This is a genomic window from Emticicia sp. W12TSBA100-4 (genome assembly GCF_040253585.1).
Classification (GTDB): Bacteria; Bacteroidota; Bacteroidia; order Cytophagales; family Spirosomataceae; genus Emticicia.
Genome location: NZ_JBELAU010000013.1, coordinates 160,055 through 184,923 on the forward strand (window position 1 = coordinate 160,055; position 24,869 = coordinate 184,923).

The 24,869-nt window shown below is 38.0% G+C and carries 12 protein-coding genes; 8 read left to right on the forward strand and 4 right to left on the reverse strand.

Translation table 11 applies throughout. The annotated features are described in order from the left end of the window. The first annotated feature begins 24 nt into the window (after positions 1 to 24). Positions 25 to 966: a hypothetical protein gene (locus ABR854_RS19895; protein ID WP_350267605.1), complete on the forward strand. Its 942-nt coding sequence runs from the start codon at positions 25 to 27 to the stop codon at positions 964 to 966. Positions 967 to 1,090: 124 nt separating this feature from the next. Here the strand turns inward: ABR854_RS19895 and ABR854_RS19900 are convergent, their stop codons facing one another. From ABR854_RS19900 to ABR854_RS19910, 3 genes are all read right to left on the reverse strand, one after another. Beyond that, a complete protein-coding gene (locus ABR854_RS19900) occupies positions 1,091 to 1,411 on the reverse strand; it encodes a hypothetical protein (protein ID WP_350267606.1) in 321 nt (106 codons plus the stop codon). Positions 1,412 to 1,596: 185 nt separating this feature from the next. Beyond that, the gene (locus tag ABR854_RS19905) at positions 1,597 to 2,787 is read right to left on the reverse strand and encodes a M20 metallopeptidase family protein (RefSeq protein ID WP_350267607.1); all 1,191 of its coding nucleotides are present in this window, start codon (positions 2,785 to 2,787) and stop codon (positions 1,597 to 1,599) included. 173 nt (positions 2,788 to 2,960) lie between these two features. Further along, entirely contained in the window at positions 2,961 to 3,941 is a 981-nt protein-coding gene (locus ABR854_RS19910; RefSeq protein ID WP_350267608.1) for a YitT family protein, read from the reverse strand. A gap of 271 nt (positions 3,942 to 4,212) precedes the next feature. On the opposite strand from ABR854_RS19910, the gene ABR854_RS19915 reads away from it, so the two are divergent. Both ABR854_RS19915 and ABR854_RS19920 read left to right on the forward strand, forming a co-directional pair. Beyond that, on the forward strand, positions 4,213 to 4,929 hold the full coding sequence (locus ABR854_RS19915) for a thioredoxin domain-containing protein (protein ID WP_350267609.1): 717 nt from the start codon (positions 4,213 to 4,215) through the stop codon (positions 4,927 to 4,929). 195 nt (positions 4,930 to 5,124) lie between these two features. Then, positions 5,125 to 5,724, forward strand: a complete 600-nt coding sequence (locus ABR854_RS19920) for a histidine kinase (RefSeq protein ID WP_350267610.1) — start codon at positions 5,125 to 5,127, stop codon at positions 5,722 to 5,724. Positions 5,725 to 5,741: 17 nt separating this feature from the next. Here ABR854_RS19920 and ABR854_RS19925 read toward each other — a convergent pair whose 3' ends face one another. After that, complete coding sequence (locus ABR854_RS19925) at positions 5,742 to 7,328, reverse strand: ThuA domain-containing protein (protein ID WP_350267611.1); 1,587 nt, start codon at positions 7,326 to 7,328, stop codon at positions 5,742 to 5,744. A 200-nt stretch (positions 7,329 to 7,528) separates the two neighbouring features. Between ABR854_RS19925 and cmk the strand changes: the two genes are divergently transcribed. The 5 genes from cmk (at position 7,529) to ABR854_RS19950 (ending at position 24,691) form a co-directional block, all read left to right on the forward strand. Beyond that, entirely contained in the window at positions 7,529 to 8,221 is a 693-nt protein-coding gene (cmk, locus tag ABR854_RS19930) for a (d)CMP kinase (protein ID WP_350267612.1), read from the forward strand. A 62-nt stretch (positions 8,222 to 8,283) separates the two neighbouring features. Continuing rightward, entirely contained in the window at positions 8,284 to 9,348 is a 1,065-nt protein-coding gene (locus ABR854_RS19935; protein ID WP_350267613.1) for an NAD(P)/FAD-dependent oxidoreductase, read from the forward strand. Positions 9,349 to 9,471: 123 nt separating this feature from the next. Continuing rightward, a complete protein-coding gene (locus ABR854_RS19940) occupies positions 9,472 to 11,808 on the forward strand; it encodes a BamA/TamA family outer membrane protein (RefSeq protein ID WP_350267614.1) in 2,337 nt (778 codons plus the stop codon). A gap of 375 nt (positions 11,809 to 12,183) precedes the next feature. After that, a complete protein-coding gene (locus ABR854_RS19945) occupies positions 12,184 to 23,385 on the forward strand; it encodes an SdrD B-like domain-containing protein (RefSeq protein WP_350267615.1) in 11,202 nt (3,733 codons plus the stop codon). 283 nt (positions 23,386 to 23,668) lie between these two features. After that, complete coding sequence (locus tag ABR854_RS19950) at positions 23,669 to 24,691, forward strand: PorP/SprF family type IX secretion system membrane protein (RefSeq protein WP_350267616.1); 1,023 nt, start codon at positions 23,669 to 23,671, stop codon at positions 24,689 to 24,691. The last annotated feature ends 178 nt before the right edge of the window (positions 24,692 to 24,869 follow it).

Here is a 24,869-nt window from a genome sequence, read left to right on the forward strand (position 1 = left end):
ATCAAAAAAACGTTTTGCCTATGTATGATAACCTTTACGATTGCATTGCATGAAACAACTTTATATGCCCAAAGAAAAACAGAGTCTTTTTTTAAAGAAATAGAGAAACCAACTATTCTTTTTGCATCAAATAACCATTCGGTTATTGAAAAAGATACTTCTGAAATATCATTTTTTTCATTTGAAGAAGGGAAAGCAGTTCCGTATTATCGTAAGTTTGTAAATACCGAAGACTCGAAAACATCGACAGTATATGTCTGTGAGAATAATAGCATTGTGCTTTCGACACCTGACTTCGGACAAGACGCTATTTATTCGTGGAAAGGTCCAGCAGGATTTTCATCGCTTTCACAGCAAATCAGGCTCGAAAAAATAACACCTTTTCAAGCAGGTTTTTACAATTTCACTATCAAGAAAAATGGTTCGACTACAATTGGAAAAGTGAAATTAATGGTTAAGGAAAGACCAAAAGCAATAGCAGTGGGTGGAGAGTTTTGTTTGGGAGAACCCGTAAAGTTGATTTCAGCCGATGCTGGCGTTGGTGTAACATATCGTTGGACACTTCCTCCGACCGATTTTTCATCATATACACCTGAACTTACAGTTGAGAATTTGGCAGTAGGACACTATACTTATTATCTGAGTGTGGCCAAAAACGGTTGTAAGTCAGTTGATACGGCGAAAGTTGAAGTAAAAAATATACCAGTAGCAATAGCAAATAATGCTATTATTAGGGTTGGACAAACAGCTAAGCTCGAAGCACACGATGCAGGAACTGAAGCTCTATACACTTGGAAAGGGCCATATATTAATACCATAAATAATAAAATTGCCACATTAAACGGCCTAACTGCTGGAAAATACGTATATGTTTTAAAAGTAGAAAAAAATGGATGTTCGTCAATGAATATTTCGACGGTAGAGGTGCAGAAAGACGACTCCAAAGCATCAGCTAAGAATGAGTAACCTTTTTATAATAAGTGTTAAAGGCCAGTCAAGAGACTGGCTTTTTTTGTTTTAATGCCTTCAAAATCTCGTAAAAAAAGCCAGCTAAGATTCATTAGCTGGCTTTTAAGAATTGTAATATTATCTACCACCCTTTCTTATATCTACTCAACAAATTGGTTTTTTGGGTAATGATCACATATCCGAGTACAAAAAACAAAATCGGAAAGCAACTCCATAAACACCCAATTCTATGATCTCCAGCTGTCACACTCGACCAAGCCCACCAATAACTTCCAGCAACTACAAATGGATACGAAAAAATCAAAAATATGACAGCCCAAGGAAAAAACTTTTTAACCGCTCTCGGACTATCAAAAATCATAAATGATAAACCCGCAATCATAAACCAAGGTACAAATGTGAGACCTCCACAAATTTGTAAGACAATCATTAAAATCTTCATACAACAGCTTTTTTTATCAAAATTTACGCAATAAATAACGAAAAACAATGTTTTGAAACAAATTTTATCTAATGGGTAAATAACAAAAAAAGTGCCATATTGCCTTTTAATCACTAAAATCCAGTAAGTGGTCGATTATTAGCCATAAGTGGATGAAATAGCTGTATTTTGGTGAATTTGCACTTTTACATCGCTAATTCTCGAACTGCAAGCCATGACATTAGTCCTGGGCCAATTTCGAGAGCGGCTTCATCAATATCAAAAGTTGGTGTATGAACACCCGAAACAATTCCACGAGCTTCATTGCGAGTTCCGAGTCGGTAAAAACATGAATCTACCACTTGTGAATAGAAAGCGAAGTCTTCGCCAGCCATCCAAAGGTCAAGGTCGATGATATTTTCGGCTCCCATGTAGGCAGTGGCTTCAGCTTTGATTCTTCGAGTAAGTTCAGGGTGATTTTTCAAGAATGGATAACCTTTCACAATTTCAAACTCGCAAACTCCGCCCATTGCTTCGGTGATACCTTCAGCCATTTTTTTCATTCTACGCAAGCCATCTTCTCTCCATTCTTCATCCATACAACGAAATGTTCCCTGAATCGTTACTTCGTTTGGAATAACATTCGTTACACCATCGGCAATAAAACGCCCAAACGATAAAACCGAAGGGTTAGCTGGTTTACGATTACGAGAAATGATTTGTTGCAGCGAAACTATAACGTGCGAAGCAATCAGCACAGGGTCAATGAGTTGATCAGGCATTGCCCCATGTCCGCCTTTGCCTTTGATTGTCATGTAGATTTCATCAGTACTGGCCATGTACATTCCTTCTCGAAAACCAATTTTACCGACAGGAACATTGGGTGCTACGTGCTGTCCGAGCATACTTGCAGGCGAAGGATTTTCAAGCACACCTTCTTTAATCATTATTGATGCTCCACCTGGTGCCTTTTCTTCGGCGGGCTGGAAAACAAGTTTTACAGTTCCTTCAAATTCGTTTTTTAATTGGTATAAGATTTTGGCCGTACCGAGCAATGATGATGTATGAGCATCATGTCCGCAAGCGTGCATTACTCCTTCATTTTGCGATTTATATGGCACATCGTTTTTCTCGAAAATGGGCAAAGCATCCATGTCTGCACGCAGACCGATTACTTTGCTTGATGGATTTCGACCTTCAATAAGTGCAACAACCCCAGTATTGGCAATTCCTTCTTGTGGAGTTAGACCCATATCTTTGAGTTTTTGGGCCACAAATTTAGCCGTATTATATTCTTGAAATGATAACTCTGGATTTGTGTGCAAATAACGACGATTGGCCACTACTTCTGCCGCATAATCTTTGGCGAGTTGCTTTATTTTTAAGTCGATTGACATAATATTTAATGTATAATTGAAAATAATAATGAAAAATAAGTTTGATTTCAATTCTATTGGAAGGAAATCGAACCATTTTCTGAAAACCGCTTACAAAATTACTATCTATTGAATTACTTAAAAATTATTTCTTCTATTTCTGTTTTTGGGCGAAGTGAAACGTCATTCTACGATTAGTGTTCGAGTGGGCGTTTTTTTATCATTCCACCTTTAGTATCTTTTACGCTACTCATTACAACAAATGAGTTGGGATCAATTTTTTCGATTTCGGTTTTGAGTTTATTCAATTCTAAGCGAGTTACTACCGTATAAACGATGTCTATTTCTTTCGATTCTCCTGCTTTTCCGAAGCCTCTTTTTCCTGAATAGACAGTTACGCCACGACCAATTGTTTCGATTATCATTTGGCGGATGTCGTCGCTATGAGGAGAGATAATGGTTACACCTGTGTATTCTTCTATACCTTCAATGAAAAAATCAAGGGTTTTTGAAGCCACCAAATAGGTTATCATCGAATAAAGTGCTGATTCGACCGAAAGAAAATAAGCCGCCGCCGAAAAAATGATAATATTGATACCGATGATAATATCGCCAAGAGTTGTACCGAGTTTTCGACTCAAATAAATAGCTAAAACTTCAGTTCCGTCAATTACTGCTCCGCCCCTCACCGAAAGTCCGATACCCGCACCTAAGAAAAAACCACCAAAAACAGCAACTAAGAGTTTATCGTGGGTTACTTCCTGAAAATGAATAGTAGCAATACAAACTGCCAAAAGACTTATTGCGAGTGCTGTTTTTATGGCAAATTGCTTACCCATGATATTATACGCCAGTATAACGAATGGAATATTGACAGCGAGTAATAAAGACCAAAGGGGTAATGAGGTTAGTTCGGTCACTAAAAGCGAAATACCGGTAGCACCACCATCAATAAATTTACTTGGCAATAAGAAACTTTCTAAACCAAAAGCTGCCGAAGCAATACCAAGTGAGATTAAAAAAAAGTCTTTTAAGTGCCTGATAACAACTATTTTTAGTTCTCTGAAACCCTTTGCAAGTTCAAAATGGCTATACGTTTTCTTGCCTAAAGCACGACGCCGCTTTTTGTTTTTAAGAATGGTTTCGATTACTAATCGTTTTAAAAAAGAGTGCATAGTTTATAGTAAGTTTTATGGAAAAATCCCTCCCAAAATTATTCTGGGAGTAAAAAGCAGTAGCAAGGGTAGTAAATTATACTATCCGAAAATCATAAAAATTATCTGTTGCTTTATTATTAGAACTAAAAAAAGTACAATTTAGTGCCTTTAATCTTGAAAAAATAATAATTTCTAAGCAAATTCGTTTAAAGACCTGAATACACCATACTTGAAACTGGCTTGAAATTTGTACATATTCGTCTATAAATTTTTACTAATTTTAAATCTAATGAAACGCCTACTTATTATTGGTTTCTTTCTTCTTGTAACAAATGTTTTTGCCCAAAACAAAGATAAATACCTACTGTCTATCAATGATTTTGAAACAAAATTGCGAGAAAACTCTGGCGTAGCTCAATTGGTGGATGTGCGTACTCCCGAAGAATTTATGCGTGGGCATCTCAAACGTGCAATTAATCTAAATTTCAATGATGATAATTTTGAAGATATTGTTAAAATTAAGTTAGATAAAACTCGCCCTGTGTTTGTCTATTGTTTTTCAGGCAGACGCAGCACCGATGCCGCAGCATTTTTGCGTGATCTGGGCTATAAAGAAGTATATGATATGGCTGGTGGTTTTGCTAAATGGACTTCTTCGAGCAAACCGTATGTGTCAGATAATACTACTACTCAGCCAATTGCAGCTTTTACACTCGAAAACCTCGACCGTGTGGTAAAATCAAACAATCTTGTTTTGATTGATTTTTATGCCGACTGGTGCGGGCCTTGCAAAAAAATGAATCCAATCTTGAACAGAATTGCTGACCAAAATAAGCACGTAAAATTACTAAAAATTGATGCTGAAAAAAGCGACAACATCGCTTCGGTATTTAAAGTTGAAGAAATTCCGACTTATGTTATCATCAAAAATGGTCATCAAGTTTGGCGTGGAGTGGGCGAAATGGACGAAGCCGAGTTACAAGAGGTTTTGGCAAAAATGAAATAAAAACAATTAATAAACACATATATTAAAGATGCAGAGCAAAAGTCTGTATCTTTTTTTATTTATACAACTCCCAAATTTCTCCCCAAATCAACCAAATTTCAGATAAAACCCACCAAATACTAAATGTAGTTTCATACATATAAACATACCTAATATCTTTGATTACAAACTTATGATAGCCTTAACTGCTTATAAATGATACATCCAACTTATCTCATCACTTTAGTGGTCACAACCGAACTAATTTGGTATGGGATTATTCTGCTCTTAGCTGTCATTGGTTTAGTACTGAGTCTTTTAAATTATTACAAGAAAAAAACCGAAACTGGGCTTCTTGAGAAAATAAATGAACTTGAGAGTATCATGGGGAATCAGCAGTTTCTATACGGGAATCTAAATTCTATCAAGCAATATATTTTGCTTCATAGCCCTATGGAGGCAGCTCAATATTTAACTGAGTTTACGAATCTGCTGAAAACCCTCTCCAACAGCTCAAAACAAAAAACCATTTCACTCGCCCAAGAAATAGAAACTATTCTACTTTATCTTGAATTGGAAAAGAAAAGAATTGGCGAGGAATTCACATTTTTTCAAGAAATCGAAGCAAATATCAGAACAGAAGCTATACAAGTAAGACCCTTGTTTGCCTTCAAGCAAGTGGAAGAAATTATCAGAAAACAGCAAAATCAATTAAAATTATATCTGATTATCAAGCAAGTAGGCGAAAAACTCAACTGTAAAGTAGAAAACGGGCTTTCGAGTACAAGTTTTGTGATTGAGATTCCGAATAAATGAAATTTAAACAACCCATTCTATCTTTTCTTAGGAGCAGGTTTATTGACTTGGATTTTCAATGAAGTTTCAGTACTTTCACCTTGATTATCAGTCACTTTTAGCTTTATTTCATAATTACCTACTTTCAAGAAAGTGTATTCTGGATTTGGTTCTTTCAAAATGGTAGTTGTTGTACCGATAATACTCCACTCGAAACTCAAAACATCTTTTGTATCGTAGTCGATCGAGCCTTCTGACGAAAACTTTACTTTCAAAGGAGCATTTCCCGATAGCACATCGGCCGAAGCAACCACGATTGGTTTTCGGTTTTTCTCAGCGTAATCAATCTTTGCTAAGCGATTACCCTCGAGAAGATACAATTCGCCATCTGCCCCAAAAGCCATATCTTTGACAAATTCAAAGCGAGTATTTGATAAAAATGGCTCAACATTTTTTATATTTCCATCTTCATCAAAAGTTTCTACCACAAAGCCCCGTTCGCTGTCAAACCTAAATGATTTTCCTGCAAAATATTTAGGCAAACGATACGCTTCGCTTGCATACTTATCAAATTCGTAAGTAATACTTTTCGACAAAGGTGTAGTTGACTGACTTGAGAAATCGCTCATTGTAGCAGCACTATCGCCCATGAGTTGCATTCTGCCGATTTTATATTCATTGGCAGTGGTTTCTGAAAAAGTATAAACATAACCATTTTCGGCAAATTCGGGGTCGAGTTTAATGGCTTTCAAATTCGTAGCATCAATTTTTCCGATTTGATTAGTTTTTCGTTTTTGAGCATCGAAAAGTTTCACTTTACCATTTTGTTCAACCAAAAGCACATTTCGAGTGGGCAAAGTAGCCAAAGCCAGCGGGGTTTCTAAATTTTCAGCTAAAGTTACTTTCAAGAAATTTTTCTCTGACGGTAAAGCTGTATCAGCAATTTTGGCATAATCGGGTAAGTTTTTAGAGGAAACTTCCTCAATACCCGACCAAATATGAGCAAGTAATGTAGGATTTTGAAAAGCCGAAGGCTCACCCCCTAAAGCTGTATAAAACATTTTTCCGCCTTCTTCGGTCGTGTAATACCACGCCCAAGTTTTCCCCATGACATCCAGCAAAACTGGCTTGCACCTAACAGGTAAGCTACTCATTACTAATGGTTTATCTTCAATTTTCCAGAGTGGTGGCAGCTCACTTTTTCCGATTGAAGCATTGGTAATAAGACTCAATTGTACTTTATCCGTAAATTGGTTTTCAGCCAAAATTCCGCCAATCATTTTGTTATACCAAAGCCATTTGTAGTTTTTTTCGATAGCTCCTCCAATACCCACAAAACCACCACCAGCTTGCAAAAAACGCTGCAATTCGGCTGATTGTTGAAAGCTTAAGGCATTAACCGAAGTATTGAGAAATACGACTGAATTATAGTTTTTGAGGTTTGCTTCGTTGATTTTTACAGGATTTGAAGTAGTATCAAGCAAGCGTTTTTTACTTTGAGCATCGTCCAAAATTGCTTTTGCCTGAACGCTATTCCCTGCTGGATAAAAAACCAAGGTTTTACTCTGCCCAAAAGCAATGCATGTATTAAAAAAAGCAAATGTTACACTTATAATTTTCTTCATTCTTTGGGCAAGCAAATTTTCAATAAACTGATGCTACGCATATCATCAAAGATTTTGTTGCTGACTTATCAGTATTATTGCAAAAATAAGTTTTAAAATTAAGAAAATATCAGAAGAATTGTTTTTTTCGGTCTAAAGCTGTATTTTATCATTGTTTCTTCGGTAAATTAGGATTTTCTTTGCAGAAAAATTCAGATTAAATGCAAAAGATTACCATTGCCGTTGACGGCTATTCGAGTTGTGGCAAAAGTACTACTGCCAAAAAAGTAGCTGCACGTTTGGGATATAGTTATATTGATACTGGAGCAATGTATCGAGCCGTGACGCTATATTTTCATCAACATTTGGTAACACTTACCAACGAAAAAGAAGTAGCAAAGGCTTTGGATAATATTCAGATTGAGTTTCGTAGGAACCCCAATGATGGCCGAAATGAGACTTTTCTGAACGGACTAAACGTAGAAGACGAAATCAGAAAACTCTACATTGCCAATCAAGTAAGTGAGGTCAGTGCGATTGCCGAAGTACGCCACGCAATGGTAGCTCAACAGCGAAAAATGGGCAAAAAGAAAGGTGTCGTGATGGATGGCCGAGACATCGGAACGGTTGTTTTTCCTGATGCCGAACTGAAAATTTTTATGACTGCCGACCCGATAATCAGAGCTAATCGCCGCCAGATTGAGTTGAACGAAAGAGGTGATTTGGTTGATATTGAGGAGATTATCGAAAACATAAAAAAACGTGATTTGATTGATACTACTCGCAAAGAAAGTCCACTTCGCAAAGCTGATGATGCCATTGATATTGACACATCGTATATGACACTTGACGAACAAGTAGAAATGGTGTGTATTTTGGCCGATGAAGCTTTGAGCAAAGCGATTAGAAAATAAATTTTTAACTTTAATAAAAACCTATAAGGTTTTTGAAAACATCATAGGTTTGAACTGCGATATTGAAAAATTTTGATTATATAGTTATTGGGCAAGGAATTGCGGGGTCATTATTAGCTTATCAATTAATAAAAGCTGACAAAAAGGTGTTGGTTTTGAATGATGCAACTTTGCCGACTTCTTCAGCAGTTGCGGGCGGAATTTTCAACCCAATTACAGGCAAAAACCTTGACAAAACTTGGCTTGCCGATAAGATTTTTCCTTATTTAAGAACATTTTATACCTCACTCGAAAAGGCATTTCACGCAAATTTTTATCATGAAACCAATCTTTATCGACCATTTGCCAACGACCAACAACGCCGACATTTTCTGAGATTGACGGATGAATATGATTTAGGAAATTACCTTAAAATCATTCAGCCAAACCAACCTGATTATGAGCAAGTTAGCAACGAATTGGGTGGACTTTACACATCGTCAGCAGGTTGGGTAAATGTGCCAAAAATGCTTGATTGTTTCCGAGATTTTTTCAAACAAAATGAAAGTTATCAGGCCGAAAAAGTTGATTTTACAGAACTAAACATTATCGAAAACAAGGTTTTTTATAAAGATTTTCAAGCAAAAAGAATCATTTTCTGCGAAGGATTCTATTCTACTCAAAACCCATTTTTTAATTGGATTCCGTTTAATCCTGCCAAAGGCGAAACACTTTTGGCCAATGTAGTAGGCTACAAAATTAAAGAAATCATCAATCAAGGCTTTTGGATTATTCCACTTGGCGAAGGCAAATGTCGCTTCGGCTCAACTTATATTTGGGATAATCTTGACTGGCAAGCCACCGAAAGTGGCCGAGAATTGATTGCCTCAAAAATTAGTAAATTCCTATTTCCATCCTACCAAATCACATCCCAAGAGGCAGGAATCAGACCTACAACCAAAGACCGTCGCCCGTTCATGGGCAACCATCCGCTCCATAATAACGTATATATATTTAACGGACTCGGCACGAAAGGCGTATCACTTGCCCCCTATTTTGCTGAAGAAATGCTCGGTTTTTTAGAAACTAATAAAGTTTTAATGCCCGAAGCTAACATTGAGCGTTTTTATTCGTTATATTCGTTGTAGGATTTTGTGCGAGTTTTTTGATTAAAATTCATACAAAATTTAAAACCTGAAATTGCTTATCCGACATTTTTGTAAACCCAAATTTGTCAGATTACAATTCTAACCTACTGAAAATCTGTATTCTTGGAAATATACAAAGGCATGGAAAATATGTTTACTCTTCGTCGAATAAGCACGGTGGCTTGCTTAATGCTTGCATTAGGCATGAGTCGTGTATCTGCACAAAGCTACTTTTCGTCAACCCAAGAAGAGTTTGGGAAAAGCCGTATTCAATATAAAAGATTTGAATGGCTTACGATTCGGAGCAATAATTTTGAGTTTAACTATTACCGAAGTGGCGATAAAATTGCCCAAAATGCCGCCAAAATAGCCGAAGGTGAATACGACCGTATTACGGAGTTATTGGGTTATACGCCCTTCACAACGATGAAGATATTTTTGTATAATTCACCAAAAGAACTTGAGCAAAGCAATATCGGCTTAACCGCTCCAATTGACTTAGATGGGAGTATTCTGAACTTGGCAAAATCTCGTGTGCAAATTGCTTACACAGGCAATGAAGAGCAGTTTAAGCAAGAACTCGTACAGCAAATTGCTCGCCTGTTTGTCTATGATATGCTTTATGGCGGAAGTTTGAAGGAGGTCTTACAAAGTTCGCTTTTATTAACAGTACCAGAGTGGTACATGGCGGGAATTTCAGCTTATATTTCGGGTGATAATGAGAACCTACTTATGTTGGACAGAATGCGTACGGCGATTCTGAAAAATAAAGACAAGAAAATTGAAACTCTACAAGGCAAAGATGCCGAAATAATTGGTCAATCAATATGGAATTACATTGCGGTTCGTTACGGAAAAGATAATATTTCCAATATTCTGAATCTGACTCGTATCATCCGCACCGAAGAATCAAGTATTACGAGTACGCTTGGTATTTCGTATAATAGATTTATCAAAGAATGGCGAGAATATTATGCGAATAATCAGTATGCAACGAGTGAAGAAAAAGTACAGGATACTAATACAAGTAAACCAACAGAAACAAAGCCCAATAGCTCATTGGCTGAAACAAAGCAAAAACTTGAACTTAAACCTGGCGAAGTGGATACTGACAATTATGAATTTGATGCCGAAAACATCATTAAATCATTAGCAGCCGAAACAGCCAAAGCTAAAGGAGAAACAACAGATAAAACAATTCCGAAATCAGGCAGATTCAAGGAAATTTTGAAAATAAAAGGCCCACTTGCTTATGAAAACATTGTGATTGCCAATGATGTAAAATCAGAATTTTTGACTGACCCTGTAAGAAGAATGGGCATGAAAAACACATTGGTAATGAACGATTTACTCGAAAATCACAGCATCAAACTGGGTCTTTTCATTACTCCTATTTTACGCAACCATGATGTACAATTAAGTTATAATAATAATGTCAGAAGAGTTGATTGGGGTTTGGATATTCAACGACGCTCAATTGCACTTAACGAATTAGATAATCGTAGCCTTTATCTGTTTCGCCCACTGAACATCAACACTCCTCAAGCAACTGTACTCAGTATCGACCGCCGTCTTTACTACAATCGTTTTTCGGCATTTGCTTCTTATCCATTTAGTCAATATTTAAAAGCAGTAATATCACCCAATATTACCTCTACATCAGATATTGATATTGCCGATTTAGGTCGAAAAAACCTGCAATCCATCTATTTAGGTTTCCGTGGTGAGATAGTTTATGACAATACTACACCATTATTTAGCAAAGTTTTGGTAGGAACACGTGCTAAAATTCGCCTTGACCGCTCATATAGCTTCAAGAGTAGTAGTGAAAACTTTAGTCGTATGGTTATTGATGCTCGTCATTATCGTAAACTATTCGGTAGTGTTATTCTGGCTGGGCGTCTTTCTTACAGTCGTTCGCTTGGAAATGCTCCAAAAGTAACCATTTTAGGAGGAGTTGAAAACTCTATCAATCGCACGATTGAAGCAACAAATGGACAAGCGATTGGTGTGCCAAGAGATTTAAGAGATATTCTATTTTATGATTTTGCAGGAAATTTAAGAGGTTTCAATTTCGCAAAACTTTTCGGTACAAGCCACTTGCTGACCAATTTAGAGTTACGTTTACCTTTAGCACAATCTGTTTCAAAAGGCTCACTAACCTCAAATTTTTTACGTAATCTACAATTTGTTGGCTTTACTGATATAGGCACAGCTTGGTACGGAAACAAAGGGCCATTTAACCGACAAAATAGCTTGAATACCGAAATAGTTGGCGGTGGACAAAACCCATTTAGAGCTACTGTAACTAATTTTAAAAACCCATTTTTAGTAGGCTATGGAGTAGGTGTCCGAACTACTATTTTGGGCTACTTCGTAAAAGCCGATTATGCTTGGGGGCTTGAAGATAAAGAGGTAAATCCTCCAAAACTATACTTATCGCTGGGTTATGACTTCTAAAATCTGAAGGTATTTACTATCTGCGGGTTTATCACTCAATATTTTTTTCAGAAAAAACATCCGTTTAATAGACGGATGTTTTTTTATAATATATATCAATTTGGCATAGTTTTAGTTATTCTATGCCAAACATTCTTCAAAAGTCAACATTTTCCCTTTTTTCTACTACATAGGAAACTAAACCGATTTTTTTATTAAACGGTCATTGTAATAGGTTTGGCACAGTTTTGGATGCTATTTCTAATTGAATATAGTATTTGCCTGCATATACAGGTTCTAACAATATCATGATGTATCAATGTATCATGTTTTAAGGCCAGTATCTATCAAATAAGTGCAATAAATACATGAAGAGAATTATTAAAATACTTGCAAATGAAATACAATTTTACCGAAAGGGGTATCCCAATGCCAATAAAGGGGTATTCACAACAGCACAAATCAAACAAAGATGATACAATTTTAGAACTTGTGCAGAAAATTGTCAATGTAATTAGTCTATTTTTTAAATCAAAGAATAGTCTTTTACCTCAAATTATGCCTAAAGAAAGCATCTCGGTAAAACCGCATGAAAAACTTTATGCAGAAAATAGTTTGCAAGAATACTTTACTGATAACTATCCTCCTCAATTAAATATAGATAAAGCCAATTCTGTGCCTGCTGATTTATTAACAAATCAAGATTTAACCATGAAGAAGCTTTCCCTTAACAGTAATTCAACTGTCAAAGAGTACCATTTAGGTAGTCATTTTGATGCTAAGTTGAAACAATGGACACCTTCATTCTCTTCTTCTAAAAGAATTAAAGATGATGATTATCCTAAAAATTCATTTTTTAAGGGTTTCGCAACAACAATTCTGTTGATTCTTATTAGTGTTTTTGGAGTTTCGGCACAAAGCTTGATTGATTTATCGCTCAGAAAAACGATTGATAAATCCTTACCGACACTGAACGAGAGCGTCAAATACACGCTATGGTTAAAGAACTCTGGCCCCTCAGCTGCAAGTTCAATTGTAGTTCAAGATAATTTCCCAATTGCTGGTGCGGTCTTGAATACGCACACTGGTGGAGCTAATTTCTCGTATAGTCCAATCACAGGCATTGGTACATGGAATGTTGCAACATTAGCAGTCGGAGATTCTGTAAAATTAGAGATCAATGCCACAGTAACTCAACAAGGTGTATTCTTTAATACTGCCGAAGTACTTTCAGTTGGAGCAGGTCAAGAAGATACTGACTCTTCTCCAAATAATTCAAAACTTTATGAAGATGATATTGCTACAGCATGTTTCTCTGTCCCTCTTCACTGGTATCCTGGTGAGGAATATACTATTTCTGTACCTGCTCCCTATAAATATGGTTCAACAATTAAATGGTTTAATGGCACGTCCGCAATTACACCAAACTCGACAGTTGCAGTCGTAAATGCCGATTCATCATTAACTATTAAAGCCCCTGGTACATTTACATTTACTACGAATATCTCTAATTGTCCTGCACAAGGTTGTTGTGCGGTTCAAGTTATTGAAGGGCCTTATGGTAGCATTGGAGACTACGTTTGGCAAGATACAAACAATGATGGCAAACAAGGCTCTACTGCAGCAGAGCCACCAGTAGCTGGTGTTAAAGTTTACTTGTTAAGTGCTTCAGGCACTAAACTTGATTCGACTCTTACTGATGCCCAAGGGAAATATTTGTTTGATAGCTTGACAACTAACAGCTACCGAGTTCAATTTGTGAAGCCAGTCAGTTTTGATTCATTCACTACTCAAAACTCAGGTACTGATGATACCAAAGATAGCGATGTAGGCACAACAGGCCTTTCACAATTAATTAATATTGATACTTCAAAATTACCATCAGACACTTTACGGAATAACCTGAATATTGATGCTGGCTTAAAGCCTAAATATGGCTCAATCGGAGATTACGTTTGGAACGACTCAAACAATAACGGCTTACAAGATGCCACCGAAACAGGTATAAGTGGTATTATCATAGAATTATATGCTTCGGATGCCATTGGTCTACCAATTGGCTCACCGTTGAAAAAAGATACGACTGATGCAAATGGCAAATATTTATTTACTGGCTTATCAGCAGGGAACTATGTTGTAAAAGTAGTTACAAACTCACTTCCTTCAGGGTCTCAGCTTACTACAAAACAAGATATTGGTACTAATGATGCCATTGACAGTGATGTTAATCCAAGTACGGGTTTATCTGATAAAATTACAATTGACCCTTACGATGCTACTAAAAAAGACATCTTGACGGTTGATGGTGGTATTTACAGCCCACTTGGCTCAATTGGAGACTTTGTTTGGAAAGATACCAACAATAACGGCATACAAGATTCTGGCGAAGTAGGGGTTGGAAATGTCAAATTAGAATTATACGCTTCAGATGCCTTAGGCAATCCGATAGGTGCAGCAATTAATACCACAACTACAAATACGAGTGGTTTCTATACATTCAATAATTTACCAAAAGGTGACTATGTTGTAAGAATCATAACCAGTACCTTACCAACGTCATTTGTACTTTCAAGCAAAGTTGATGCAGGAGACGATACAAAAGACAATGATTTCAACCCAACTTCGGGTTATTCATCAAAAATCAGCATTGACCCATTTGTATCAACGTTGAAAGACAATCCAACGATTGATGGTGCTATATATCTACCAGTTGTTTGTGCTGAATTAGTAGCTATCGCAGTTGATGCAGACATTTGCTCAGGTGATACAACTTCAATCAGAGGAACAATCACTGGCGGTGGTACTGTCAGATGGTATTTAACACCAACAGGTGGAACCCCTCTTGCCACTGTTAATAGTGGAAGTGTATTTGCAGTTTTCCCAACAACAACAACCGTTTATTATGCAGAAATTGTTAATGCTCCAGAGGGTTGTCCGAATACACGCCAGCCAGTTTCAATTATTGTAAATGTTCGTCCAGCTAATCCTACTAGTGTAGGTGCAGTAGAAGAATGTATTGGTAAAACAATCAACCTGAATAACTTTATTATCAATGCTGTAACCACTTCAGGTGGTAGCTTCGAATGGCATACTACTGCTAATCCAAGTTCACCTTTAGTGACAAATCCTACGGCAGTTGGCAATGGCACCTATTATTTATTTGAAAAATCAGGTGTGGGATGTTATAGTAATCCAACATTATTGAAAGTTACGTTGAAAAACTGTGACAAATCTATTGATTTAAGTTTGACAAAAACAACAGATAATGCAACACCAAATGTTGGTGATAACATTACCTTCACCGTAAAAGTAATTAACGCTGGACCAGACGCAGCAACAGCCGTTGAAGTAACTGACGAATTACCTGCTGGTTTACAATTTGTATCAAGTGCATTCTTTACAAATAATAGCGGAGTATTGACTTCAACTATTCCAAACGTTGCAGTAAATCAGACCATCACTTTAACTTATATTGCTAAAGTAACGGGTTCAGCAGCAATGATAAACTTTGCTCAGATAACTAAAGTAACAGAAAAAGATATAGACTCAACGCCTAATAATGGTAAAACTACCAAAGAAGACGATGACGATAAAGTAACAATTACACCTAAAGTAGTAGAGTTATTAGCTGATTTAAGTTTGAATAAAGTAGTTAGCAATACTACTCCTGCAACTGGTGACCAAATTACATATTTCGTAGAAGTTAAAAATAACGGGCCTTCAAATGCAACAAATGTAGAAGTAACAGATGTTGTACCTGCTGGTTTACAAATCATCAGTGCAACAGGTGGAGATGTAATCAATACAACTGGTAATACAGTAGTGGCGAAATTCAACCAAATCAATGTTGGACAAACCGCTACATTCCAAATCGTTGCAAAAGTAACCGCTACAACCGGTACAATCAAAAACTGGGCTGAGGTCACGAAATCTGACCAAAAAGACCCTAATTCAACGCCTAACAACGGTGTTAATAAAAACGAAAATGATGATGACGATGCCGACATCACAATTAAACAACCCGTTTGTAACCCAACGACTCCACTCATTGCTTGTGCGAACCCTTACATCTGTCTTGGAGAAAGTGTTTCTATCGAAGCAATCGGATGTAATGGTACTGTTGTTTGGTCAGATGGACAAACTGGCAACACGATAATTGTAACACCAACAGCAACTACCACTTATACAGCTCAGTGTAAAATCACTGACAACTGTATTAGTCCGAAATCAAACCCAATACAAGTGGTCATAAACGTGATTGCTCCTCCTTTGCTTACTTCAAATTCTACAACGAATGTAATCTGTAATGGTGGAAGCGTAATACTCACAGCCAATAACTGTACAGGCAGAATCTTGTGGTCAACTGGTGTAACTACACCATCAATCACAGTTTCGCCAACAACAACAACATCTTACACGGCAACTTGTACTAAATCAACTTGTGTTAGTAGTAAATCGAATTTAATTACTGTAACAGTAGGAACACCAACAACACCTCCAACTATTACAGCCGATAATAATTCAGTTTGTACAGGTCAATCAGTTAAACTGACAGCAAATGGATGCACTGGAACAGTTATTTGGTCGAGTGGCTTAACTGGTTCAAGCATTAATATCACACCTACAATTACTGGAACATACTCAGCAGTTTGTAAGGTAGGCGAATGTTCAAGCAATGCATCAACACCACTTACTATTACTGTAGGCGGAGCTGGCACAGCACCAACAATCACAGCTTCAAAAGATGGAGTTTGTGCTGGTGAAAATGTAACTTTAACAGCAAGCAATTGTACTGGGTCTCTTACTTGGTCAACCGGTGCTACTACTTCAGCGATCACTGTTTCGCCAACTTCAACAACTACTTACGAAGCAACTTGCTCTGTAAATAATTGTAGCGGAAAAGCAACTAAAATAATTACTGTAACACCAAAACCAACTGCTCCAATCGTAACTTGTGGTAAAGAAAGAATTTGCCCAGGTGAATCGCTCACATTCGTAGCTAATGGTTGTGAAGGAAGTGTTACTTGGAGTACGGGGGCTACAGGAGCGACTATGGTTGTTTCACCAACTGTAACTACTACTTATACTGCAATTTGTACTGTAAACGGTTGTGCAAGTGTACCATCGAAAGATGCTGTCATCACTGTAATCAATCCAGCACCTCCTACTATCACAGCCTCAGCTGAGACTGTTTGTAGCGGTAGTTCTGTGGTATTGACCGTAACTAATTGCGACGGCACTGTATTGTGGTCTACTGGCTCTACAGCTGGTACAATCTCCGCAACTCCTACAGTTGCTACAACTTACACAGTAAAATGTATCGTTGAAGAATGTGAAAGTTCTGCATCGAAAATTATCAATATCGGTGATGGTCAAACACCAACTGCTCCTATTATTTCTTCAAACAAAACAGCAGTTTGTGGAAATGAAACGGCTACTATTACAGCTACAGGCTGTACTGGTGGAACTATCACTTGGAGCAATGGTGCAACTGGTTCTTCAATCATTGTTAGTACTGGAACTTATACTGCAATCTGTAAAAATGGCTGCGGAACAAGCGGTAACTCCAATGCAATCATTATTACAAGCGGCGGAGCTGGTACAACACCAACAATCACAGCTTCAAAAGATGGAGTTTGTGCTGGTGAAAATGTAACTTTAACAGCAAGCAATTGTACTGGGTCTCTTACTTGGTCAACCGGTGCTACTACTTCAGCGATCACTGTTTCGCCAACTTCAACAACTACTTACGAAGCAACTTGCTCTGTAAATAATTGTAGCGGAAAAGCAACTAAAATAATTACTGTAACACCAAAACCAACTGCTCCAATCGTAACTTGTGGTAAAGAAAGAATTTGCCCAGGTGAATCGCTCACATTCGTAGCTAATGGTTGTGAAGGAAGTGTTACTTGGAGTACGGGGGCTACAGGAGCGACTATGGTTGTTTCACCAACTGTAACTACTACTTATACTGCAATTTGTACTGTAAACGGTTGTGCAAGTGTACCATCGAAAGATGCTGTCATCACTGTAATCAATCCAGCACCTCCTACTATCACAGCCTCAGCTGAGACTGTTTGTAGCGGTAGCTCTGTGGTATTGACCGTAACTAATTGCGACGGCACCGTATTGTGGTCTACTGGCTCTACAGCTGGTACGATCTCCGCAACTCCTACAGTTGCTACAACTTACACAGTAAAATGTATCGTTGAAGAATGTGAAAGTTCTGCATCGAAAATTATCAATATCGGTGGTGGTCAAACACCAACTGCTCCTATTATTTCTTCAAACAAAACAGCAGTTTGTGGAAATGAAACGGCTACTATTACAGCTACAGGCTGTACTGGTGGAACTATCACTTGGAGCAATGGTGCAACTGGTTCTTCAATCATTGTTAGTACTGGAACTTATACTGCAATCTGTAAAAATGGCTGCGGAACAAGCGGTAACTCCAATGCAATCGTGATTCAATTAGGCAATGTTACGCCTCCAACAATCACAGCTTCAACAACCGCACTTTGTGAAACAGGTCAAGTAACATTGACAGCAGCAGGTTGTGCAGGTACAATAATTTGGTCTAATACTTCAACAGGTTCAAGCATTACTGTAAGCGTAGCAACAACTACAACTTTCTCAGCAGCTTGTAAAACAGCCACATGTGAAAGCGGTAAATCGAACGACGTAACTGTAACTGTTGGAAAACCAAACAAACCAACGATTACTGGCAATAAACAAACAGTTTGTGCAGGTGATGCAGTAATTTTGACAGCCACTGGCTGTGAAGGAACAACAGTTTGGTCAAATGGCCTCACAGGTTCAAGCATCTCTGTAACACCGAGCAATACGACTGACTACACTGCGGTATGTAAATTACCCCAAGGTGGTTGCACAAGCGATCAGTCAAACAAAGTAACTGTAAACATTACTCCAAAACCTGAGTCGCCAGTTATCTCATGCACAGCATCAAGAATCTGTAAAGGTGATACCCTTACACTCAATGCCTTAGGATGCAGTGGAAGTGTATTGTGGTCATCAGGTCAGACATCGGCTTCAATCAATGTAAACCCTTCTGAAACCACAGTTTATACCGCTATCTGTAAAGTTGGTTCTTGCCAATCAGCTCCATCAGCCGCCGCAACAATTACTGTAGGAAATCCAATACCTCCAGTAGTGACATGCAAAAACACACAAATTTGTGGTGGTTCAAGTACACAAATCGAAGCAGCAGGTTGTGTGGGTACAGTTAAGTGGTCTGATGGTCAAATCGGTGCAGTTATCACCGTTTCACCAACAACTATTACAAGTTACTCAGCTATTTGTGATGGTGGTACTTGTCAAAGTGAGAAATCAAACGTAATCACAGTACAAGTAACTGGTAGTGGACTTACAAAACCAACTGTCAGAGATTTAGTAAATACTTGTCCATTCGTTACCGTTGACCTTACAACAGCCGTAACAAGTACAGCCTCTTCGCAAGGTGGAATTTTCGTATTCCGTACAGGAACAACTCCAGGTTCTCCTGCCGTAGCGAACCCATCAGCAGCAGGAACAGGTACATACTATGTATTTGAGAAAGCAGGTAACGGATGTTATAGTGAAGGTGCTAAGGTTAATGTAAAAATCACAACTTGTGAAATCATAAATCCTTCGTGTGTTACAAATCCAGCTACTGCATTGGCAGGAAAAGATACCACAGTTTGTCTAAGTGCTGATTTCTTCACACTCCAGGGTAAAATTGGTGGTGCAGCTTCAAGTGCAAAATGGACAACAGATGGTAAAGGCTCATTCGATAACGCTCTAAGCTTAAGTACTAAGTATAATTATTCAAACGATGATTTAGTAAAAGGAAGCGTGAAATTTACACTCACTACCAACGACCCTGACGATAACGGTTCGTGTGTAGCAGCAACATCAAGTTTTACAGTGACACTCAATAGTGTAAGCACAGTTCCAACTATTACATCTAATAAATCAGCAAATATCTGCTTCGGCGACTCAGTAGTATTGACCGCAACAAACACAAGTTTGTACAAATGGAGTACAGGAGCAACAACAAAAAGTATCACGGTGAAAACACCAGGTCGTTATACGGTAAAACTCATCAACGGTAATGGTTGTGCTTCACTTAGCTCAAACGAAATCGTGGTCAAATTGAGTGATGCTATTGCAGCTCCAACCGTAACGGCCATCACTAAAAACAACTGCCCTGCAACAAGTGTAAACTTGGCAAGTTCTGTAACAAGCCAAACACAAAGCACAGGCGGAGCATTTGAGTTCCATACAGGAAGCTCACCAAGTAGCCCAATGCTTGCAAACGCATCAGCAGTAGGTTCAGGAACATATTATGTCATTGAGAAGAGCGGCACGGGTTGTTACAGTCCAGCATCTCCAATCATCGTAACAATTGACAAATGCGAAACAACAACCGATACATCGAAAGTAGATGTAAGTATCCAAATCGTCGGATCTCGTGTTGAATTAAAAGTTGGTGACCCAGTTACATATACTATCACTGTAAAAAACAATAGTACAGTAAAATCGGCAACCAATGTAAATGTAGTAAATGTACTACCTAAAGGCTTCACAATTACTTCAACAACACCAGGCTTTACAGCATTTGGTACCGACTCATTACTAAGCGTAATCGGGAACCTACCAGCAGGTGCAACCAGAACTTACACCTATGATGCTAAAACAACAAAAGCTGGACAGATTATCAATACAGCCAAGATCACCAAACTTGACCAAGTTGATCAAATCTTGAGTAATAATATCAGCCAGTGGACAGTTGAATGTAAAACCTGCCAAGAAACTTGCGTAGGAATCGCTTTAGCAGCCGATACTACTCGCCAAGTAAATGGTAGTTATAACATTACATTTAGAGCCTTGATTGAAGCTTGTGGAAACGTAAAGTTGGAAGGTGTGAAAGTGACTGAAAACCTTGCAACAATGTTCCCAACACCAACGACCTTCACAATCGTTCAGAAGCCAACTGCTGGTATAGGTAGCAAAATTCAAACGAATGATAGTTTCAATGGAACTACCGACTTGAACCTAACAATTCCTGAAGGAAGTATCGTAGAAGCAGGTAAAGTAGATACAGTTAAATTTGTAATCAATATTGTACCAAACGGTAAAGAAGGACCGTTCTCGACCAACGCAATCGTAGAAGCAATCGGCAATACCGCTTTTGGAATTCCACAAGATGTATCTGATGTTTCAAACAATGGTAAAACAGTAATAAAAGAAAGTGCCGAACCAACAGTAGTTCGTCTCTACAAATCGCCAAGTGTTGGTCTTGCGAAAATTGTCTTGGATACAACCAAGAAAGCAAATGGTTCTTTTGATATAACTTACCAATTACTCGTTAAAAACAACGGTTCATTGACACTAAACAATGTAATTGTAAGAGATACATTGTCTAAAGTATTCAAAGCACCAGCGACATTCACAGTAGTAGCCGCTCCGAGCAAAAATACAAGTAGCCAATTGACGCTCAACAGTGCATTCAACGGAACAACTGATACAAGATTGACCCTAACAGGTAGCTCAATAGCAATCGGAAAAACTGATACCTTGAAGTTCACAGTCAATGTTCAGCCAGATACACTCAAAGCATTTGCTAACACAGCAGTGGTTTCTGGTTCGGGTACGCTTACTTCGGGAACAACCGAAAATGTGACTGATCTATCAAATGCTGGCCTAAACCCTGATGCTCCTGGAAGCAACCCAACCAACTTAAATCTAAATTCGGAAGGAGGAAGCTCTATCGAGGTACCGTGTATCGGAATCGCACTTTATGTAAAAGACACCGTAAGACAAGCAGATAGCAGCTATAACATTACTTACAAAGCTATTCTCAAAAACTGCGGTAACTTGAATTTGAGCAGTATCCAAATATGTGATACCTTATCAAAAACATTCACATCCCCAGCCGTTGCCAAACTCGCAGTGAAACCAACAGTAAGTGCAGGCAGCCTCTTGAAAATAGATACTTCGTATAATGGTACAAGCAAAACTTGTATGTTATTAGATGCAAGTCAGCTTGCTCCTAACAAAGTAGATACAGTCACGTGGGTAGTCAATGTGAAACTTAATGGTAATAAAGGGCCATTCAGAAATAATGTTGTAGTTACTGCAAAAACACCAAGTGGTCAGACAATCACCGATGCTTCAAATGCTGGTGTGAATCCAGACCCATCGGGTAATACCTCAACGGTTATTAACTTCAATAGCTTGCCAGAAGCCCTCATCGGAATCTCAAAGAGTGCAAGCGAACCTAAGTTAGTAGCAGGCACAACTAATACTTACGACGTAACATTCTCATTCAAAGTGAAAAACTACGGAAAAGTGGCATTCACAGGTGTACAAATTCAGGATAACTTGAGTGAAACATTCGGTGATAGTGTGAAAGTTGATTCAGTAAAAGTAACAGCCGATGCAGGTCTAACAGTCAATAGCAACTATACTGGTCGTGGAACTCTAATTGATTTATTGGTTGACTCACTAAGTACACTCGCTGCCAATACTGAAAGAAACGCTACCTTATTTACTCGACTGACAACAACATCGAACAGAATTAACTTCGAAAACCAAGCGTTAGTCATTGGTAAATACCCAACGAATAAGTCAGTAGATGATTTGTCAACGAACGGAAACGACCCAGATTTTACAGCAGGAGGTGACCCACTAAAGAATAATGATGGAAACCCGAAAAATAACAGTATCGGTACACCAGTGAAACTTGGTGATGGTGGCACAATCATCCCATCGTTCAGCACAAAATTCGGTATCGCAAAAGCAGCAGTATTAGATACCATGAAAAATGCTGATGGCAGCTATAACTTATCGTACAATGTAATCGTGAAAAACTACGGTACTCGTAAACTCACGAATGTTCAATTAAGTGATAGTCTTGATAAAGTATTTGCTGATAGTGCAGAATTTGTAATCGTTGGAAAACCAGTGTTGAGCAAAAATAGTAAATTAAAAATTGACTCAACTTTCAATGGTAGAACCCAAATGACAATGTTAGTGGCAGATAGTAGCTCATTAGCTGTTGGTGCGTCAGATACCCTCACATTCAAACTCAGACTGTTGAGCTCGAAAAAAGGAGACGCCACTTACTCTAATAGTATTACAGGAACGGCCAAAGATAGCACGACCAATGTGAGAGATATTTCGCAAGCAGGCTTGAATCCTGACCCAGATGCTGATAATAACCCTGGCAATAATAACCAGCCAACGGTTATCACTATTAAAGGTCAAACAGCGATTACTGATACAACTAACCGAGGCATCATACCACAAGCATTCTCGCCAAATAGTGACGGCAGAAATGACTTGTTCGTAATCAAAGGCATCAATGGTGTTGATGATGTAGAAGCCGAAATCTTTATCTATAACAGATGGGGTCAGCTGGTTTACCAAAACACTGACTTCGCAAAAGTAGAAGGTTGGAATGGTGAAGCCAACAATGGCATTGTTCTTGGAGGCAAAGGAGTAGGTGTACCAGATGGAACATACTTCATCTGCGTGAAAGCAGTAGGCTTCTGGGGTAATCAGCCTAAGATCCAGTATATAACTATTGCCAGATAAAAGGAATGATTTGATAAATCCCGATAGTATTTTCAGAAAAGAAAACATTCGGGATTTATCAAAATCATCACCAAATAAACAAGCAAAAAATCATTCTTTTAGTATAACTATTTGATATTCAAGCCAAAAGAGATGTCATAACTCTTAATAAAAAAATATTGACATTTCAAAATCTTAATGTAACTTTGTTTTGCTATTGAGTATAAAAATGTTTAAACGGTTACATTCTATATTGATTGAACCTTTAAAAGCACTGTATCTTTACTATTTAATTTGGTAAAAAATGAAAAATTTTACAAACCTGAAAAACAGGTTAGCCGCACTTTTGCTCGTTGGGGCATTATCAGTAAGCTACCAAACCTTCGCTCAACAAGAAGCGATGTTCTCCCAGTACATGTTCAATACCCTTGCTATTAATCCAGCTTATGCTGGTAGTCGTGATGTACTGAGCCTTACAGCCCTTGGTCGTTATCAATGGGTTGGTGTTGATGGAGCTCCTAAAACCTTTACATTTTCGATGGATACACCTATCAAAAATGAAAAAATGGGTTTAGGCCTTCAGGTAACGCGTGATGAAGTTGGTCTTCAAAAAAACACTGGCGTTTACGCTACCTATTCTTACCGTATTAAAGTCGGGCCTCGTTCTACTTTGTCATTCGGTGTACAAGGTGGAGCAACCAATGTTCGTTGGGCTTTATCTGATGCTCAAAACCTAACAGACGGAACAGACAACGTATTTTCAGGAGCAAGTGACCAAAATAAAATCCTTCCGAATGTTGGTGGTGGAATTTATCTAAGTAATGACAAAGGTTATATAGGTATTTCATGCCCACAAATCATGGAAAATACAATTTCTAACTTTAACGTTGGTGATTCCTCTGGAACAATAGGCAGAACTCGTCGTCATTATTTTGCTATGATGGGTTTTGTAATCGGAAAAGGGTCTTTCAAAATTAAACCTTCTACGATGGTTCGATACACACAAGGAGCTCCACTTGGCTTTGATGGAAACCTAAACTTCTGGATTAAAGATAAAATTGCATTTGGTGTTTCGGGGCGTATCTCCCAATTCCAAGCAATGGGACAAGATAGCAAAAACTTATTCGATGCCGCCATCGGTATGATAGAGCTTCAGCTTACACCACAATTCAAACTTGGTTATGCTTATGATTTTACATCTAATAAGCTAAACGACCAATCGAAAACAGGTGTGAGCCGTTTCCTTGGTATTCCAACACACGAAGTTTTACTTCGCTATGAATTTGGCTTCGGTAAGAATAAAATTCTTACTCCACGTTATTTCTAAGATATTTATTGCACGTTCTAATTTACTATGCAATCCAGTTGGTATGAAGGTTGCATAGAATTGTACATACCTTTTCAAGAATTCTTTAAAAATCTTGAAATAGGAAAGTCTGTGTCCAGACTTTCAATTCAGACACACAATATCAAGTCCCATATACGCATACTAAATTTACAAATTC

Coding starts and splice junctions, on each gene's coding strand:
- ABR854_RS19915 (WP_350267609.1), top strand. CDS start 4,213: ATGAAACGCCTACTTATTATTGGTTTCTTTCTTCTTGTAACAAATGTT.
- ABR854_RS19895 (WP_350267605.1), top strand. CDS start 25: ATGATAACCTTTACGATTGCATTGCATGAAACAACTTTATATGCCCAA.
- ABR854_RS19925 (WP_350267611.1), bottom strand. CDS start 7,328: ATGAAGAAAATTATAAGTGTAACATTTGCTTTTTTTAATACATGCATT.
- ABR854_RS19945 (WP_350267615.1), top strand. CDS start 12,184: ATGAAATACAATTTTACCGAAAGGGGTATCCCAATGCCAATAAAGGGG.
- ABR854_RS19905 (WP_350267607.1), bottom strand. CDS start 2,787: ATGTCAATCGACTTAAAAATAAAGCAACTCGCCAAAGATTATGCGGCA.
- ABR854_RS19950 (WP_350267616.1), top strand. CDS start 23,669: ATGAAAAATTTTACAAACCTGAAAAACAGGTTAGCCGCACTTTTGCTC.
- ABR854_RS19900 (WP_350267606.1), bottom strand. CDS start 1,411: ATGAAGATTTTAATGATTGTCTTACAAATTTGTGGAGGTCTCACATTT.
- ABR854_RS19920 (WP_350267610.1), top strand. CDS start 5,125: ATGATACATCCAACTTATCTCATCACTTTAGTGGTCACAACCGAACTA.
- ABR854_RS19910 (WP_350267608.1), bottom strand. CDS start 3,941: ATGCACTCTTTTTTAAAACGATTAGTAATCGAAACCATTCTTAAAAAC.
- cmk (WP_350267612.1), top strand. CDS start 7,529: ATGCAAAAGATTACCATTGCCGTTGACGGCTATTCGAGTTGTGGCAAA.